This is a genomic window from Klebsiella grimontii, assembly GCF_900200035.1.
GTDB lineage: Bacteria > Pseudomonadota > Gammaproteobacteria > Enterobacterales > Enterobacteriaceae > Klebsiella > Klebsiella grimontii.
In genome coordinates this window covers 209,825-227,148 of record NZ_FZTC01000052.1, presented here as the reverse complement: position 1 = coordinate 227,148, position 17,324 = coordinate 209,825, and the positions used below count along the sequence as shown (strand labels likewise).

The following is a 17,324-nucleotide window of genomic DNA, read 5'->3' as shown; positions in this document are numbered from 1 at the left end:
GTCAGAAAACTCGCCCATTACCCTTTCCTGCCGCCAATTCCCTGTTTTGTGACATCTTCCATTGTATTTTTTTATATATACTCCGATCTTTTTTCGCGAAGCTTATGGATAACTTCAGCATTTTCCGCTGTGCGTTTTAACGTTCACGCTATTTATCGCTCACATATTGGTCACATCGCAAGAAATTTTTACCATTTGGCATAATTGCTTATCACTGGCTGCCGGAAAATATTAAGGCGTTTATTCTGCGTACTTGCCGCTAGCATAAATTTCTCTGCTGGAAATAGCGCTTTGCACTTTTTTTAATCTTTGCCTGCCGATTCTCACCCCGGATGTAAAACCAGGTTGGCTGTATTGACGTTTCCCCATTCTGTTGACAGATTGTAGGGCATGAGGGGCATTTCATGGAGAATCCGTACTGCAACTCAGTCGTTTTTGCGAAAGGAATCCCCATCTCTCTCAATGCCTTCGGGCACCACCGACCGGACCGGGTAAAACATAAATAAAGGTCTGGCGGATATATGCAAACAACATCACATTTGGAGCAGAATAATGAGTATTTCCTTGAAAAAATCAGGGATGCTGAAGCTTGGTCTGAGCCTGGTTGCCATGACCGTTGCAGCAAGCGTACAAGCGAAGACCCTGGTTTATTGTTCAGAAGGTTCGCCGGAAGGCTTTAACCCGCAGCTCTTCACCTCTGGTACCACCTATGACGCCAGCTCAGTGCCGATTTATAACCGCCTGGTAGAATTCAAAACCGGCACCACGGAAGTGATTCCGGGCCTGGCTGAGAAATGGGAAGTTAGCGAAGACGGGAAAACCTATACCTTCCATCTGCGTAAAGACGTGAAGTGGCAGGATAATAAAGATTTTAAACCGACTCGCACGCTGAACGCCGATGACGTTGTCTTCTCTTTCGACAGACAAAAAAATACCAACAACCCGTACCATAAAGTGTCTGGCGGCAGCTATGAATATTTTGAAGGCATGGGGTTACCTGACCTGATTAGCGAAGTGAAGAAAGTGGACGATAATACCGTCCAGTTCGTGCTGACCCGTCCGGAATCGCCGTTCCTTGCCGATCTCGCCATGGACTTCGCCTCTATTCTGTCAAAAGAGTATGCCGACAACATGCTGAAAGCCGGTACGCCGGAGAAAGTGGACCTCAACCCAATCGGTACCGGCCCGTTCCAGCTGCTCCAGTACCAGAAAGACTCCCGTATTCTCTATAAAGCCTTCCCGGGCTACTGGGGCGTCAAGCCGAAAATCGATCGCCTGGTCTTCTCCATCACCCCTGATGCTTCCGTGCGCTACGCTAAGCTGCAGAAAAACGAATGCCAGATTATGCCGTACCCGAATCCGGCAGACATCGCGCGCATGAAGCAAGACAAGAACATCACTCTGCTGGAGCAGCCGGGCCTGAACGTGGGCTACCTCTCTTTCAATACCGAGAAGAAGCCGCTGGATGATGTCAAAGTTCGCCAGGCGCTGACCTACGCGGTAAACAAAGAAGCGATTATCAAAGCCGTTTACCAGGGCGCAGGCCAGGCCGCGAAGAACCTGATCCCGCCGACCATGTGGGGCTATAACGACGACATTAAAGATTACACTTACGATCCAGAGAAAGCGAAAGCGCTGCTGAAAGAAGCCGGTCTGGAAAAAGGCTTCACCATCGACCTGTGGGCAATGCCGGTACAGCGTCCGTATAACCCGAACGCGCGCCGTATGGCTGAGATGATTCAGGCTGACTGGGCTAAAGTTGGCGTCCAGGCCAAGATCGTCACTTACGAGTGGGGTGAATACCTGAAGCGGGCGAAAGCGGGCGAACACCAGACCGTCATGATGGGCTGGACCGGCGACAATGGGGATCCGGATAACTTCTTCGCCACCCTGTTCAGCTGCGCGGCGGCAAAAGACGGTTCTAACTACTCCCGCTGGTGCTACAAGCCGTTTGAAGATCTGATTCAGCCGGCTCGCGCCACCGATGACCACAACAAACGCATTGAGCTGTACAAACAGGCTCAGGTCGTGATGCACGATCAGGCTCCGGCGCTGATTGTCGCTCACTCCACCGTCTATGAGCCGGTGCGTAAAGAGGTCAAAGGCTACGTGGTCGATCCATTAGGTAAACACCACTTCGATAACGTCTCTATCGAATAATAACAGCGTGTTTCCCCTCTCCCCGCCTTGGGGAGAGGGAATTGACATTTGTGAGCAATACAGACGTCCTGTCACCAGGCGGGCCGTCTCCAGAGAGAATCCGGGTTATGTTGCAGTTCATTCTCCGACGTTTGGGACTTGTCATCCCAACATTTATCGGTATTACCCTTCTCACTTTCGCCTTCGTTCATATGATCCCCGGCGACCCGGTGATGATTATGGCGGGCGAACGTGGTATTTCCCCTGAACGTCACGCGCAGCTGCTGGCCGAAATGGGCCTCGATAAGCCAATGTGGCAGCAGTACGTCAACTATATTTGGGGCGTGATGCACGGTGATTTGGGCATCTCGCTGAAAAGCCGTATTCCCGTCTGGGAAGAGTTCGTGCCGCGCTTTAAGGCCACCATGGAGCTGGGCGTCTGCGCGATGATTTTTGCCATCATCGTCGGGATCCCGGTGGGTGTGCTGGCGGCGGTCAAACGCGGCTCTATCTTCGACCACACCTCCGTAGGCCTCGCGCTGACCGGCTATTCCATGCCTATCTTCTGGTGGGGGATGATGCTGATCATGCTGGTGTCGGTACAGCTTAACCTGACGCCGGTTTCCGGACGTATCAGCGATACCGTCTTCCTTGACGATACCCTGCCGCTGACCGGATTTATGCTGATCGATACCGCGATTTGGGGCGAGCCGGGCGACTTTATTGATGCGGTGATGCATATGATCCTGCCCGCCGTGGTGCTGGGGACGATTCCCCTGGCGGTGATCGTGCGTATGACCCGTTCGTCGATGCTGGAAGTGCTGGGCGAGGATTATATCCGTACCGCGCGCGCGAAAGGCCTGACGCGGATGCGGGTGATCGTCGTTCATGCTTTACGCAACGCGATGCTGCCGGTGGTCACGGTTATCGGCCTGCAGGTCGGTACGCTGCTGGCGGGGGCTATCCTGACCGAAACCATCTTCTCCTGGCCGGGCCTTGGCCGCTGGCTGATTGATGCGCTGCAGCGCCGCGACTATCCGGTGGTGCAGGGCGGGGTGCTGCTGGTGGCGACGATGATTATTCTCGTCAACCTGCTGGTCGACCTGTTGTACGGCGTGGTGAACCCGCGTATCCGGCATAAGAAGTAAGGGGCCATCATGTCACAAGTTACTGAAAATAAAGTTGTCGCCGCACCGGTGCCAATGACCCCTTTGCAGGAGTTCTGGCACTATTTTAAACGCAACAAAGGCGCCGTCGTGGGGCTGGCCTACGTCGCGGTGATGATTATCATCGCCGTCTTCGCCAACTTCATCGCGCCCTATAACCCGGCGGATCAGTTCCGCGATGCGCTGCTGGCCCCGCCGTTCTGGCAGGAAGGCGGCAGCGTAACCCACCTGCTCGGCACCGATGACGTCGGTCGCGATATCCTGTCGCGCCTGATGTACGGCGCGCGCCTGTCGCTGCTGGTTGGCTGTCTGGTGGTGGTGCTGTCGCTGATCCTCGGCGTGGTGCTCGGCCTGATTGCTGGCTATTTTGGCGGCGTGGTTGACTCGGTCATTATGCGCGTTGTCGATATTATGCTGGCCCTGCCGAGCCTGCTGCTGGCGCTGGTGCTGGTGGCCATCTTCGGCCCATCCATCGTCAACGCCTCGCTGGCGCTAACCTTTGTCGCCCTGCCGCACTACGTGCGTCTGACCCGCGCCGCGGTGCTGGTGGAAGTCAACCGCGACTACGTGACCGCTTCTCGGGTGGCGGGCGCGGGGGCGATGCGTCAGATGTTCATCAACATTCTTCCCAACTGCCTTGCGCCGCTGATTGTTCAGGCGTCGCTGGGCTTCTCTAACGCCATTCTCGATATGGCCGCTCTTGGCTTCCTTGGCATGGGTGCGCAGCCGCCGACACCGGAGTGGGGCACGATGCTCTCCGACGTGTTGCAGTTCGCGCAGAGCGCCTGGTGGGTCGTCACCTTTCCGGGTGTCGCTATCCTGCTGACGGTGCTGGCATTTAACCTGATGGGTGACGGTCTGCGTGACGCGCTCGATCCCAAACTGAAGCAGTAAGAGGTTCGAGATGGCGTTATTAAATGTAGATAAACTCTCGGTGCACTTCGGCGACGAAGGGACGCCGTTCCGCGCCGTAGACCGCGTAAGCTACAGCGTAAACCAGGGCGAAGTGGTCGGTATCGTCGGCGAGTCCGGCTCGGGCAAATCGGTCAGTTCGCTGGCGATTATGGGGCTGATTGACTATCCCGGCCGGGTGATGGCGGAAAAGCTGGAGTTTAACGGTCGCGACCTGAAGCGCATTTCCGAAAAAGAGCGTCGCCAGCTGGTGGGCGCGGAAGTGGCGATGATCTTCCAGGACCCGATGACCAGTCTGAATCCGTGCTATACCGTCGGCTACCAGATTATGGAAGCCATCAAGGTCCATCAGGGCGGTAATAAGAAAACGCGTATTCAGCGGGCGATTGACCTGCTGACGCTGGTGGGGATCCCCGACCCGGCTTCACGTCTTGATGTCTATCCGCACCAGCTTTCCGGCGGCATGAGCCAGCGCGTGATGATCGCGATGGCGATTGCCTGTCGGCCAAAGCTGCTCATTGCCGATGAACCCACGACGGCGCTGGATGTCACCATTCAGGCGCAGATCATCGAGCTGCTTCTGGAGCTGCAGCAGAAAGAGAATATGGCGCTGATCCTGATTACCCACGATCTGGCGCTGGTGGCCGAAGCGGCGCACAAAATCATCGTCATGTACGCCGGCCAGGTAGTGGAAACCGGCGATGCGAAGGATATCTTCCGCGCCCCGCGCCACCCCTATACGCAGGCGCTGCTGCGCGCGCTGCCGGAGTTCGCTCAGGATAAAGCTCGCCTCGCCTCGCTGCCGGGCGTGGTGCCGGGTAAATATGACCGTCCGAGCGGCTGCCTGCTCAACCCGCGCTGCCCGTATGCAACGGACAAATGCCGCAGTGAAGAACCTGAACTGAACCTGCTTAACGGCGGTCGTCAGTCAAAATGTCATTACCCACTTGATGATGCCGGGAGGCCAGGGCTATGAGTACGCATGAGGCCACCACGCAACAGCCTCTGTTGCTGGCCACCGATCTGAAGAAATACTATCCGGTGAAGAAGGGGCTATTTGCGCCGGAACGCCTGGTCAAAGCGCTGGACGGCGTCTCGTTTTCCCTTGAACGCGGTAAAACGCTGGCGGTCGTGGGGGAGTCCGGCTGCGGTAAATCGACGCTCGGCCGTCTGCTGACGATGATTGAAATTCCCACCGGCGGCGAGCTCTATTATCAGGGACAGGATCTGCTTAAGCACGATCCGCAGGCGCAAAAGCTGCGCCGGCAGAAAATCCAGATTGTGTTCCAGAACCCCTACGGTTCGCTGAACCCGCGTAAAAAGGTGGGGCAGATTCTGGAAGAGCCGCTGCAGATCAACACCAGCTTAAGTAAGGAGCAGCGCCGGGAGAAAGCGCTGGCGATGATGGCCAAAGTGGGCCTGAAAACGGAACACTACGACCGCTATCCGCATATGTTCTCCGGCGGCCAGCGTCAGCGTATCGCCATCGCCCGCGGTCTGATGCTTGACCCGGACGTGGTGATCGCCGACGAACCGGTCTCCGCGCTGGACGTTTCGGTGCGCGCGCAGGTGCTGAACCTGATGATGGATCTGCAGCAGGATCTGGGGCTTTCTTACGTCTTTATCTCCCACGATCTGTCGGTCGTGGAGCACATCGCGGATGAAGTGATGGTGATGTACTTAGGCCGCTGTGTGGAAAAAGGGTCGAAGGATCAAATCTTCAACAACCCGCAGCATCCGTACACTCAGGCGCTGCTGTCGGCTACGCCGCGCCTGAACCCGGATGACCGCCGCGAGCGCATCAAGCTGACCGGCGAACTGCCGAGCCCGCTGAATCCGCCGCCGGGCTGCGCGTTTAACGCCCGCTGTCGTCGCCGTTTTGGCCCATGCACCCAGCTTCAGCCGCAGCTGAAGGATTACGGCGGCCAGCTGGTGGCCTGTTTTGCCGTCGATGAAGATCAAAACGGCGAGAAGCCGCTGAGCTGATTGAGACCGCTGATAACCAAAGCCGAAGCCTGCGCATCGGCTTTTTTTTAGCCATTATTCAGCGCCGATGGAACAATCTACAACGAACAATGACGCTGCCGTACGCCAGAGGAAATGTTATCGCTGAAAGTTAAGCTAACTCCATGAATATATTTTATTTTATCATCATTATTACTTTTCTGGTTGCGCATAAGCGGCAAGAGTGATTCACAAAACTGTTCTTTGTTGTTCGGTCAACGCTTTATATTCCTGGTTTTTAGATAACATCCTGAGCTATTTATTTTACGGCGGAACATTATTTATTATTTTAATTAAGCGCGGGGAGTGATTTCTAAACGCCTTAAAAAATATTAAAATGTATTCTCTTTAGCCGTCGGCTGGCGTGTATTACGCCGTTTTTTAAAATTAAGGCAGTATAAAAAACTACTCTCTGCGAATAGCCTGGCAGGCTGCGGGGGGAATGACGGCGTCGCCGCCCAAAAAATGGGGCTATCATTTTGAAAAAGAGCTGTTAGTGTAGCCGCACTATCCCTATGGAATTACACCAACCTGACTTATCCAAATAATCAAATCGCGACTAAAGTTAGCGTATTGTGACGGTCGTAACGCCGGGTAAATGCCCAAAAAACAACAAATTAAACTATGCTTTAGCGGCGTAGAATGACAATTAAAACAGATTAAATATGATGTATTTAAATCATGAGGTTATCTATGAACCATTATGATGATTTGCAGCGCTTCAAGGAAAAGACGCGGACACACAGTCTAAAATTCAAGGACCTCTCCTCAGAAGCCGCCGCCGGTGAAAAAGGGGATTGGGTTATTCTCAATCAACTTATTCCCGCGGAGGAAGAGTCTTCTTTGGCAATGGGGGGATCGGTCTCCCTACCTGTGCCGCAGCGGGTTCCTGCCGATATGTTTCATCAGGTGGAGCGCGCTGTCGTTCAAACCGCCCCTGCGCCATCTGCGCCGGCGCCAGCGTTGAGTATCCCGCCTTCCGCGCCGCAGCCTGTTCCCGTGACGGACAGGATGGCCGTAGTGCCCGCGGCGCCGGAAAGCGCGCCCGCGGCTGAACCCGCTTCCCTGGCGACGGTTTCTCGACCTGCTGCTCAGCCGATACCTGTCCCTCCGGCCAAGCCTCGTCCGGCGATAGCGCCGACGGCGGAAGGGTTTGCCCATCTCTTTGCGACAAAAACCGCAGAGCCGGTAGCAAAAGATAAAGATCAGTCACTGAAATCACTCCTGGAGAGGATCGCGACATGCCGTTGATCTGCGTGTGTTCACCGAAAGGCGGCGTAGGAAAGACGACCCTGGCGGCAAATCTGGCCTGGGCGCTGGCCCGCGCAGGCAGCAAAGTTCTGGCCCTCGATTTTGATGTGCAGAACGCCCTGCGCCTGCATTTTGGCGTCCCGCTTAGCGATGAGCGCGGCTATGTCGCGAAAGCGCTGGAGCTCCATGACTGGAGCCAGTGCGTATTAAGCGCCGGCAGCAATATTTTCGTCTTGCCCTACGGCGACGTGAGTGAAGCCCAGCGGCAGTCCTTTGATGAACGTTTGACCCACGACGAGCATTTCCTGACGCGCGGCCTGGCGGCATTACTCAACTATCCGGGGCTGATTACCATCGCCGACCTGCCGCCGGGCCCTTCGCCCGCGCTGAAGGCGCTCACTTCGCTTGCCGACCTGCATCTGGTACCGCTGCTGGCGGATACCGCTTCAATGTCCGTGCTGTCGCACGTCGACAATCAGCGGTTGACCGGGGGTGAGCTCAACCATAAACACGGACACTATTTTGTGATTAACCAGAGCGATAACCGTCGCCAGGTGAGTCGCGATGTCACGGCGTTGATGGAAGAAAAGCTGGGCGATCGTCTGCTGGGCATCATCCATCGTGATGAAAGCGTGGTGGAAGCGAATGCTTCCCAGAAGTCGATCCTTGACTTTAATTCATCCTCCGCAGCCGCCTTTGATATTGAAATTATTGCCAAAAAAATTTCTGCGCTGTTGGGTATCAATATTGGTGACGGCAAGGTGCATAGCCAGCCTCGCAGGTCAGGGCTTTAATTTAATTGCAGGGCTGCTGAATGAAAAAGACGCTTTTCTGGTTGCTGGTACTGGTGCTTTCGCCGATTGCCGTGCTGGTGGTGATCACCCCGATGGACAGCCAAAAGCAGTATATTTTTGGCCTGCTGAGCATCGGTATTCTTTTCCTGATGGGATTCAGTAAAAATCGCAGCGTTTCCGTCATCATGGTGGTGACATCGCTGCTGATGTCGACCCGTTATATGTATTTCCGTCTGACGCAGACCCTGCATTTTAACTCCACCATCGAAGCGATTCTGGGGATGGGGCTGTTTCTGGCGGAAGTCTATATCTGGGTGATGCTGCTGCTTAACTACCTGCAAACAGTCTGGCCGCTAAAGCGTGAAATCGTCCCGCTGCCGGATGATATGAGCAAGTGGCCGACGGTCGATATCTATATTCCCAGCTATAACGAACCGCTTGAAGTGGTGCGTGATACCGTGCTCGCTGCGCAATGCATTGATTACCCAAAAGATAAATTAAAAATCTATTTACTGGATGACGGGAAGCGCAATGAATTTGCGGTCTTCGCCGCCGACGTTGGGGTTGGGTATATCACCCGTAACGACAACAAACACGCCAAGGCGGGCAACCTCAACCACGCGATGACGCTGACCCACGGCGAGCTTATCTGCGTGTTTGACTGCGACCACGTGGCAACCCGCGTCTTCCTGCAGGCGACGGTGGGCGGATTCCTCAACGACCCGATGCTGGCGCTGGTGCAGACGCCGCATTATTTCTACTCGCCGGATCCCTTTGAGCGCAACCTCTCCGTTGGCCGCAATATTCCTAACGAAGGGATGCTGTTTTATGGCCCGATTCAGCAGGGGAACGACAACTGGAACGCGACCTTCTTCTGCGGCTCCTGCGCCGTCATTCGCCGCGCCGCGCTGGAGCAGATCGGCGGCTTTGCGGTTGAGACCGTGACCGAAGATGCCCATACTGCGCTGAAGTTCCAGCGTCTGGGCTGGAAGTCGGCATTCCTCGATATCCCTCTGGCGGCGGGTTTAGCTACTGAACGCCTGGTGGTGCACGTGATTCAGCGTACCCGCTGGGCGCGCGGGATGACGCAAATTTTCCGTCTGGATAACCCGCTGCTGGGCCGCGGGCTGACCTTTCAGCAGCGCCTGTGCTACCTCAGCGCCATGCTGTACTACCAGTTCGCCCTGCCGCGCGTGGTCTTTGTCACCGCGCCGCTGGCCTACCTGCTATTTAACCTCAATATTATCTACTCCTCGGCCAGCCTGATCGTCTCTTACGCGCTGCCGCATCTGTTCCTCGCGATCTATGTCGGCTCGCGCATGAACGGTCGCTATCGCTACAGCTTCTGGGGGGAAATCTACGATATCGTGCTGGCGTTCCACCTGGTGCTGCCGACGCTGGTGACGATGATTTTCCCCAAACGCGGGAAATTCAACGTGACCGATAAAGGCGGCCTGCTGGACGTGGGCTACTTCGACTTTACCGTCGTCAGGCCGCACCTGGTCGTTGCCTGTCTGCTGGGCCTGGGCGTGATATTCGGTATTGTCCGCGCCATCGGCCATGACTACTTTGGCTCAGACCCGAACGTTATCGCGCTGAACGTCGGTTGGGGGATTTACAGCCTGATCTTCCTGCTGGCCGCGATTGCGGTGGCGCGCGAAACCCGTCAGGTGCGAAAAACGATTCGTATTGACGTCGATATCCCGGTGCTTATCCACTACGCCAGCGGCATTGTCTCCCGCAGCCACACCGCGGACCTGTCAATGGGCGGCTGTCGCGTTAGCGCGCCGGATAACCGTCACCTGCAGGATGAAATTGAAGAGATTGAGCTGATCCTCCAGTCCGGGGCAATCTCGATTCCGGTACGCCAGATCACCGCCGACGAGCGCTTTATCCGCCTGCAATTTGATGAAAATATTCAGCTTTCCCGCCGCCGCGAACTGGTGCGCGTGGTGCTGGCTCGCGCCGATGCGTGGATTAACCCGCCGCGCCCGCAGGATAACCCGTTCCGCTCTTTTGCCACCATTTTGCGCTGCGTGTTTGAACTGTTCTGGCTGACGTGGAAAACGCGCCGCAGCCAGCGTCGCCAGCCGCCTGCGGCCAATCCCGCGCAGGAGGATGGTAGCTTATGAAACGCTTAACGACGCTTGCGCTGCTGGCCGGGATGCTCTCTGCGCCGACGCTGCATAGCGAGGAAACGCCCGCTGACGCATTGCCGCAGCTTAACTTTCCGCTATCCGGGGCGGAAGCCGACGGCGCATCGGCGGCCGAGGCGAATTCGCCCGCCGCGACGGAGCCCGCGCCGGCAAACGTCGATCAGCCGGCTTCGCTACCCGCGATGCCGCCGCCGGTCGCAGCCGGCATTCCTGATACGGTACCGCTAACGCCGATTGTCGGCGGTAATCTGAACCTGACGCAGATGGGTATGCCGGACGGCATCATCCTTAGCGGCGGACAAAACCAGGGCGGCGCCAGCTTTACGCTGCCCTCCGATCAGGTGGTGACCCACGCCCAGCTGATGCTGGAGGTTAAGGTCTCGCCGGAGATGGCGGCCCGCAACGCCACGCTGCAGTTAATGCTCAACGGCCAGCCGCTCGGCACGCTGCCGCTGGGCGCGGACGGCGAGGAGATCTCGCACTATCAGCTGGATATTCCGGCGGCGCTGATGGTCTCCAGCAACAACCTGAGCTTTAAGATTAACGACGGCGATGCGATGCAGTGCCGGCTCGATATTCACGACACCTCGCGGGTGACTATTTTGCCCGCCTCGCACTTTAGCTGGGAGAGCCAGCAGCTCAATATCAGCAACGATTTAAGCCACTTCCCGCGGCCGTTTTTCGACAGTATGCAGATGACGCCGGCGGATATCGCTATCGCTTATCCGGAGAAATCGACGGCGGACATCTTTAGCGCTGCGGCGCTGGTGTCGTCGTGGCTGGGTATTCAGGCCGATTATCGCGGTATCGCCTTTGACGCGCTGCGCGATCGCCTGCCCGAGAAGCACGGCATTATCATCGGCCACCCCGGCGATCGGGTGGGCGGCCTGACGCTGCCGCAAACCGACAAGCCGCTGCTGCGGATCGTTGAGAATCCCGGCAACCCAGCCTATAAGCTGCTGCTGATCGTCGGGCAGAATGACGCCGCGCTGCGGATGGCCGCCTGGCGCCTGACCCGCGGTGATTTCGCCCTGCAGACGGCCAGTATGGAGGTTGATCCGCAGGCGATTCCCGTCGGCAAGCCGTACGACGCCCCGCGCTGGATCGCCACCGATCGGCCGGTAAAAATCAGCGAGCTGATCCGCCAGGATCAAAGTATGACCGTCAGCGGCGTGTGGCATGAGCCGCTGCGCGTCGCCTTCCGCGCCGCGCCGGATCTCTATCTGTGGGATGGCGAAACCATTCCGTTGCAGATTGGCTATCGTTTCCCGTCGGAGAGCTGGATTAACGAGGACAAGTCGCTGCTGAGCGTGACGCTCAACAACACCTTCCTCAACAACCTGCCGATGAACAAACAGGGGCCGCTGGAGAAGCTCTGGCGTCACCTGGGCGGCGATGCGCGTCAGGAGCGTTTTACGATCCCGCTGGCGCCGTATCTGATTTACGGCGATAACCAGCTGTCGCTCTATTTTAATCTGGTGCCGAAGGATAGCGCTCCCTGTTCAGTGCTGCTGAACAGCACGATCAAGAGCCGCATTACCGACGACTCGTGGATCGATTTGAGCGGCACGCGGCACTTCTCGCTGTTGCCGAATCTCTCCTACTTTGTCGGCGCGTCGTTCCCGTTCTCCCGGCTAGCGGATTACTCGCAAACCACGCTGCTGCTGCCGGAGCGGCCTTCGGAAACCCAGGTCGCGATGATGCTGAATCTGGCCGCCCGCTCGGGGAACTCGACCGGCAAAGCGCTGGCCAATAACCGCGTGATGCTGGGCGTTCCTGACGACGCCGCCAATTCGCCTTTCCTGCGCGATCGCGATGTGCTGGCGGTGAGCGCGCTTGACCAAAAAGCGTTTAACCAGCGCCTGCTGGCCGACTCTCCCTATAATCCGGTCGAAAACCTACTGAGCGTGCGTGAACCGGCGCTATGGGCGAAAATTCAGCGCCGGCTGAGCGGCGACTGGGCCTCCGACGGCGTGGATGCCGATCGCTATTTCTCCTCCAGCAGCGCCTGGCGAGGGTTTATCAGCTATCGCTCGCCGTGGAATCCGCAGCGAGTGGTGGTGGTGGCGATGGCCAGCAGCGACGATCAGCTGGCGAAACTCGAAGACGACCTTAATTCACCGCGCATCAATGCCGGTATTCGCGGCGATACGGCGGTGATTACCAGCGATAACGGCGTGCGTAGTTTCCAGGTCAGTACGCCGTTCCCCAGCGGCCAGATGCCGTGGTACATGATGGCGGTTTGGTACGCCAACCAGCATTCCGGACTGCTGGCGGTGCTGGGGTTAATCGCCACATCGATTCTGGGACTGGCGCTGACCGCCATGTTTAAACGTCATGCCCGTAAGCGCCTGGAGTCGGGAGAGAGCCAATGAAAAGAGTCAGCAGAATGAATAATAAGGCGGCCCGTCAATTTTCCACGCTGTGCCTGTCCGGCGCGCTGACGCTGGGCGCGTTTGGCGAGGCGCAGGCGGCGGGTAACGATGCGGCGCTACAGGCGCTGTTTGCCCAGGCCAACTACTGGCATGAAAAATCCCACGATGAGCTGGCGATGGAATCGCTGCAAAAAGTGTTATCGGTGGATGCCAATAACGCTCAGGCGCTGTACCTGATGGCGCTGTGGGCGCAGCAGGGGGGCAACCTGCAGGCCGCGGCCCAGTGGCGGGCGCGGCTGGAGAAAGCGGCGCCCAACAGTCCCGGCTTGCAGGATCTGGATAGCGCCAAAAAAATGGCCCAGGTCCCCCAGGGACAGCTAAACCTGGCAAGACAGCAGGCGCGCAGCGGCAACGTGCCCGCCGCGCTGGCGACCTGGCGGAGTATGTTTAACGGTAACGTTCCGCCTTCCGGTCTGGCGGCGGAATACTACATGACGATGGCCAGCGACAAGTCGCTCTATTCGCAGGCGGTGAGCGAACTGCGTCAGTATGTCGCTCAGCATCCGCAAGAGAACGGGCCGCGCGTAGCCCTGGGTAAGGCGCTGACCTGGCGCGAAGAGACCCGGCGGGAAGGGATCGCTATGCTGGAGCCGATGGCCAGCGGCAGCAAAGAGGCCGATGCCGGGCTGCGCCAGGCGCTGCTGTGGATGGGGCCGCAGCCGGGGGATGAACCGTTTTACGATACCTGGATGCAGCGCCACCCGCAGGATAGCGAAGTGCAAAACTACTTCCGTGAACGGCGCAGCGGCCAGGCGCGCGGTCAGGGCTACTCTGACCTGAACAGCGGCAATACCGCCGCGGCGAAGCAGCAGTTTGAACAGGTCCTGCAAACCAATCCGCAGGACGCTGACGCGCTTGCCGGGATGGGCTATATCGCCCAGCGCAGCGGCGATTTTCAGGCGGCCTCTCAATATTTGAGCCGGGCGGCGGATCTCGGCGGCGAGAGTTCTGAAACCCGGCGCCAGCAGGCGGCGGATGCGCTGTTTTACGGCCAGCTCGCGCAGGCGCAGCAGGCCTGGAAGCAAGGCAATATTAGCCAGGCGCTGGCGCTCTCCGCGCCGCTGGCGCAGCAGAGCGGGGCCCAGGGCTCGGCGGCGAAACTGTTCCGCGCCGACGTTCTGCGGCACAACAAAGATCTGCCCCAGGCCGAACAAACGCTGCGGGCGCTGCTTAACGACCAGCCGCAAAATGGCCCCGCCCGGGAGAATCTCTATTACGTTTTGCGTGAACAGAATAAAACCGCGGAAGCCCAGGCGATGCTGCGAACGCTGCCGGAAAGCCTGCAGCAAAAACTGCAGCCGCGCGTGGTCACCGGGACGCCCGGAGACTCGCTGCGTCGGCAGGCGCAGGAGCAGGCCAGCGGCGGAAACGTGACCGGGGCAATCGCCACGCTGCGCCAGGGCGTTTCTCGTTATCCGGACGATGCGTGGATGCGCCTCGATCTGGCCCGACTGCTGCAAAAGTCCGGTAACGACGGCGAGGCGAACGCGATCATGGGCGCCGCGTATCGTCCCGGCGCCAGCAGTAACTCCTTATACGCCGCGGCCCTTTTCGCCAGCGAGAACGGCGGCTGGCAGCAGGCGCAAACGCTGCTGGCGAGAATTCCTCCCGCCAGCCAGACCAGCCAGATGCGCGATTTACACCAGCGGGTGAACTACAACCTGCAGCTGGCGACGGCGCAGGGCTATCTGGCGCAGGGGAATACCGTCGCGGCTTCCAATACGCTAAGGGCGATGGCCGCGACGCCGCCAAAAGCCCCGGCGGATGTGGGTAAACTGGCGCGCCTGCTGGCCCAGAGCGGCGATGTGACCACCGCGGTATCGCTGGTGCGCAACAGTATTAACGGCGGTATCTCGGGCAATGCCGGGGATTACGCAGACCAGGTGACGGTGCTTAACCAGGCAGGCCTGACTAACGAAGCGCAGAGGCTGCTCACCAACCCGCAGCTGCAGGCGAGCAGTACGCCGACGCAGCTGGCCAGTATCCGCAACGGCTATGTGATTAACGAAGCGGACCACCTGCGCGAGCAGGGCAACTACGCGGCGGCGTATGACAAGCTGATGGGCGCGATGCAAAGCGACCCGCAAAATACCGACCTGATGTTCGCCATGGCGCGTCTCTATCAGAGCGGCAAAATGAATAAAGAGGCCGGGGTCGTCTATGACTACCTGATGACCCGCGATACGCCGACCCAGGACGCGCGCAGCGGAGCTATTGATGTCGCGCTGTCGGCGGGCGATAACGACCGGGCGGCGCAGCTGGCAGGCGGGCTGCGGCCGGATAATTCGCCGGACCGTTTGCTGCTGCTGGCGCGCGTTGCCGAATCGCAGGGGCATCATCAGCAGGCGATGACCTATCTGCGCAGCGCTCGCGGAAGGCTGCTGGGGTTACAGAGCAGCAACGGCACGCAAACGCCGACCGTGGGCGGCGTGCTGGCGGCGGATAATCCGTTTGTCGGCGTCTCGCGTACGCCGGCGGCGACGCGTACCGCTTCCACCTACGGGCAATATATGCCGTGGCAGGTTTCTCAGGTATCGACGGGCGATGGCAGCACGCTGCCGGGGATCCAGCGCACCGATCTGCCGGTCGAAACCGCGCAGACCCGAATGCTGCGCCAGGTGGACACCATGATGGAGACCTTACAGGAAAAAACCGGCACCTGGCTGCAGGGGGGTATGGAGGTTCGCGGCCGCGATGGCGAATCCGGCACCAGCAAGCTGAGCGAAATTAAAACCCCCCTGGCCTGGTCCTCCTCGCCGTTCGGTGATTCGCGTTTCGACTTTACCGTGACGCCAATTACGTTGAACGCAGGGACGGCAACCGGCGACGCCTGGCGGCGCTATGGCGCGAATCCGCTATCAAACGCGGTCTCCAATATGATCTCCACCGCCACCAGCGAGCAGGCGGCAATTGCGGCGATGACCCCTACCGAGCGCACGACGTACTTTGCCAACAATCCGGGGGCGGAGACATTGAGCGGTCTCGGCACGCTGAATGCTTCAGACTTTAACGCCACCACCAGCAGCGGCATGGAGAATCTGGCGAAGCTCGGCACCTATGACTCCGGGCAGGTCGCCAGCTATCTGGCTTCTTCAAATCTGAAACCTAACGTTGATCAGGCCAGCGGCTCAACCGATTCGCAGAAAGCCAACGGCGTGGAGCTGGCGCTGGCGCTGAGCGGCGACGATTATCGCGTCGATATCGGCAGCACGCCGCTGGGTCAGGATCTGAATACCGTGGTGGGCGGCGTGAAGTGGTCGCCGAAGCTGACCAACTACCTGTCGCTGATTTTTACCGGCGAGCGTCGTTCGCTGACCGATAGCCTGCTCTCCTGGGTGGGGCTGAAGGATTCCTACTCCGGCAAGACCTGGGGACAGGTGACTAAAAACGGCGGTACCCTGCAGCTAAGCTATGACGACGGCGACGCCGGTTTCTACGTCGGCGGCGGGGGCTATAGCTACCTGGGACAAAACGTCGCCAGCAACACCAGCATTAACGCCAACGCCGGGGTTTATCTGCGGCCATACCACGATGAGTATCGTCAGCTGCAGACCGGGTTGAGTATGAGCTACATGGATTACTCGAAAAACCTCAGCTACTTCACCTACGGGCAAGGGGGTTACTTCAGCCCGCAGAACTACGTTAGCGTGTCGCTGCCGGTCAGCCTGACGGAGAAATATGATAACTGGACGATGAAGCTTGGCGGTTCGGTGGGGTATCAATCGTACAGTCAGGATAAGAGCGCCTATTTCCCGACCAACGCCGAGTGGCAGCAGACGCTCGAGACCGCTGTGAGCAACGGTTTTGCCAAAGAGGCGTACTATTCAGCCACGTCGAAGAGCGGCATCGGCTATACGCTGCGCGCCGGTGCGGATTACAAAGTGAATAAACAGATGACGCTCGGCGGCCAGGTGGGCTATGACACCTTTGGCGATTATAACGAGAGCACCGCCGGACTTTATATCCGCTACATGCTGGGAGATCGCTGATCATGACGGACAATAATAATGCGCTGGTGACGGCCTGGTTTCAGCAGCAGCAAACGCCTGCCGGGTGGTTCGATCTGCTGCTGATTATGGTTGATGGCATGGTCAACAACGCGGGCGAACTGGAGAGTCAGCCCTTTCTGCGGCAAATGGGTGAGGCGCTGGCCGATGAGCATCCGCTGCCGGAGTCGGAGACGATCGGTGAGCTGGAAGCCCATATTAATGCGCAGCTCAGCCGCTTTCAGTGGGGACTGGTGAGCGTTGAGGTGAGCGATGATGGCCTGCGGTTACGCCATCAGGCGCTGCCGGTGAGCCGCGATGAAGCGCGCCGCGTACGCTGGTGTAATGCGTTTTGTGCCATACTCGAGGGGCTTTATTCCCGCTGGCTACAGGGACAGGGCGGCGCAGCGCATGTGGTTTTACAGCGCGAGCGGCTGTTTTCGGTCTCTGACGTTCAGTTTCTTTACTTCCATCCCTGAAG

At 58.3% G+C, this 17,324-nt stretch carries 10 protein-coding genes and 1 pseudogene; all 11 read left to right on the top strand.

Annotated elements, in window-relative coordinates; genetic code table 11:
* Window positions 1-552 precede the first annotated feature (552 nt).
* Window positions 553-2,160, top strand: a complete 1,608-nt coding sequence (gene dppA / locus KOSB73_RS29445; protein ID WP_004132647.1) for a dipeptide ABC transporter periplasmic-binding protein DppA — start codon at window positions 553-555, stop codon at window positions 2,158-2,160.
* Window positions 2,161-2,267: 107 nt separating this feature from the next.
* On the top strand, window positions 2,268-3,287 hold the full coding sequence (dppB, locus tag KOSB73_RS29440; protein WP_004126390.1) for a dipeptide ABC transporter permease DppB: 1,020 nt from the start codon (window positions 2,268-2,270) through the stop codon (window positions 3,285-3,287).
* Window positions 3,288-3,296: 9 nt separating this feature from the next.
* Window positions 3,297-4,199: a dipeptide ABC transporter permease DppC gene (dppC, locus tag KOSB73_RS29435; RefSeq protein WP_004126388.1), complete on the top strand. Its 903-nt coding sequence runs from the start codon at window positions 3,297-3,299 to the stop codon at window positions 4,197-4,199.
* Window positions 4,200-4,209: 10 nt separating this feature from the next.
* Window positions 4,210-5,193 carry a dipeptide ABC transporter ATP-binding protein gene (gene dppD / locus KOSB73_RS29430; RefSeq protein ID WP_004126385.1) on the top strand — a complete coding sequence of 328 codons (984 nt, stop codon included), beginning with the start codon at window positions 4,210-4,212 and terminating at the stop codon, window positions 5,191-5,193.
* Entirely contained in the window at window positions 5,190-6,203 is a 1,014-nt protein-coding gene (gene dppF, locus KOSB73_RS29425) for a dipeptide ABC transporter ATP-binding subunit DppF (protein WP_098141406.1), read from the top strand. The genes dppD and dppF overlap by 4 nt, the downstream gene beginning before the upstream one ends.
* A gap of 711 nt (window positions 6,204-6,914) precedes the next feature.
* Entirely contained in the window at window positions 6,915-7,472 is a 558-nt protein-coding gene (locus KOSB73_RS29420) for a cellulose biosynthesis protein BcsO (protein WP_098141404.1), read from the top strand.
* Between the two features lies 1 nt (window position 7,473).
* Window positions 7,474-8,266, top strand: a pseudogene (gene bcsQ / locus KOSB73_RS29415) (cellulose biosynthesis protein BcsQ).
* 20 nt (window positions 8,267-8,286) lie between these two features.
* Window positions 8,287-10,398, top strand: coding sequence for a UDP-forming cellulose synthase catalytic subunit (bcsA, locus tag KOSB73_RS29410; protein WP_004132651.1), 2,112 nt, complete (start codon window positions 8,287-8,289; stop codon window positions 10,396-10,398).
* A complete protein-coding gene (gene bcsB, locus KOSB73_RS29405) occupies window positions 10,395-12,797 on the top strand; it encodes a cellulose biosynthesis cyclic di-GMP-binding regulatory protein BcsB (RefSeq protein WP_064362287.1) in 2,403 nt (800 codons plus the stop codon). The genes bcsA and bcsB overlap by 4 nt, the downstream gene beginning before the upstream one ends.
* On the top strand, window positions 12,794-16,846 hold the full coding sequence (locus KOSB73_RS29400) for a cellulose biosynthesis protein BcsC (RefSeq protein WP_098141402.1): 4,053 nt from the start codon (window positions 12,794-12,796) through the stop codon (window positions 16,844-16,846). The genes bcsB and KOSB73_RS29400 overlap by 4 nt, the downstream gene beginning before the upstream one ends.
* Window positions 16,846-17,322: a cellulose biosynthesis protein BcsD gene (gene bcsD / locus KOSB73_RS29395; RefSeq protein WP_024359766.1), complete on the top strand. Its 477-nt coding sequence runs from the start codon at window positions 16,846-16,848 to the stop codon at window positions 17,320-17,322. Before KOSB73_RS29400 ends, bcsD begins: the two co-directional genes overlap by 1 nt.
* Window positions 17,323-17,324: the final 2 nt, after the last annotated feature.

Excerpts from the sequence above, each read along its gene's own strand:
- dppA (WP_004132647.1), top strand. The coding sequence starts at position 553 with ATGAGTATTTCCTTGAAAAAATCAGGGATGCTGAAGCTTGGTCTGAGC.
- dppB (WP_004126390.1), top strand. The coding sequence starts at position 2,268 with ATGTTGCAGTTCATTCTCCGACGTTTGGGACTTGTCATCCCAACATTT.
- dppC (WP_004126388.1), top strand. The coding sequence starts at position 3,297 with ATGTCACAAGTTACTGAAAATAAAGTTGTCGCCGCACCGGTGCCAATG.
- dppD (WP_004126385.1), top strand. The coding sequence starts at position 4,210 with ATGGCGTTATTAAATGTAGATAAACTCTCGGTGCACTTCGGCGACGAA.
- dppF (WP_098141406.1), top strand. The coding sequence starts at position 5,190 with ATGAGTACGCATGAGGCCACCACGCAACAGCCTCTGTTGCTGGCCACC.
- KOSB73_RS29420 (WP_098141404.1), top strand. The coding sequence starts at position 6,915 with ATGAACCATTATGATGATTTGCAGCGCTTCAAGGAAAAGACGCGGACA.
- bcsA (WP_004132651.1), top strand. The coding sequence starts at position 8,287 with ATGAAAAAGACGCTTTTCTGGTTGCTGGTACTGGTGCTTTCGCCGATT.
- bcsB (WP_064362287.1), top strand. The coding sequence starts at position 10,395 with ATGAAACGCTTAACGACGCTTGCGCTGCTGGCCGGGATGCTCTCTGCG.
- KOSB73_RS29400 (WP_098141402.1), top strand. The coding sequence starts at position 12,794 with ATGAAAAGAGTCAGCAGAATGAATAATAAGGCGGCCCGTCAATTTTCC.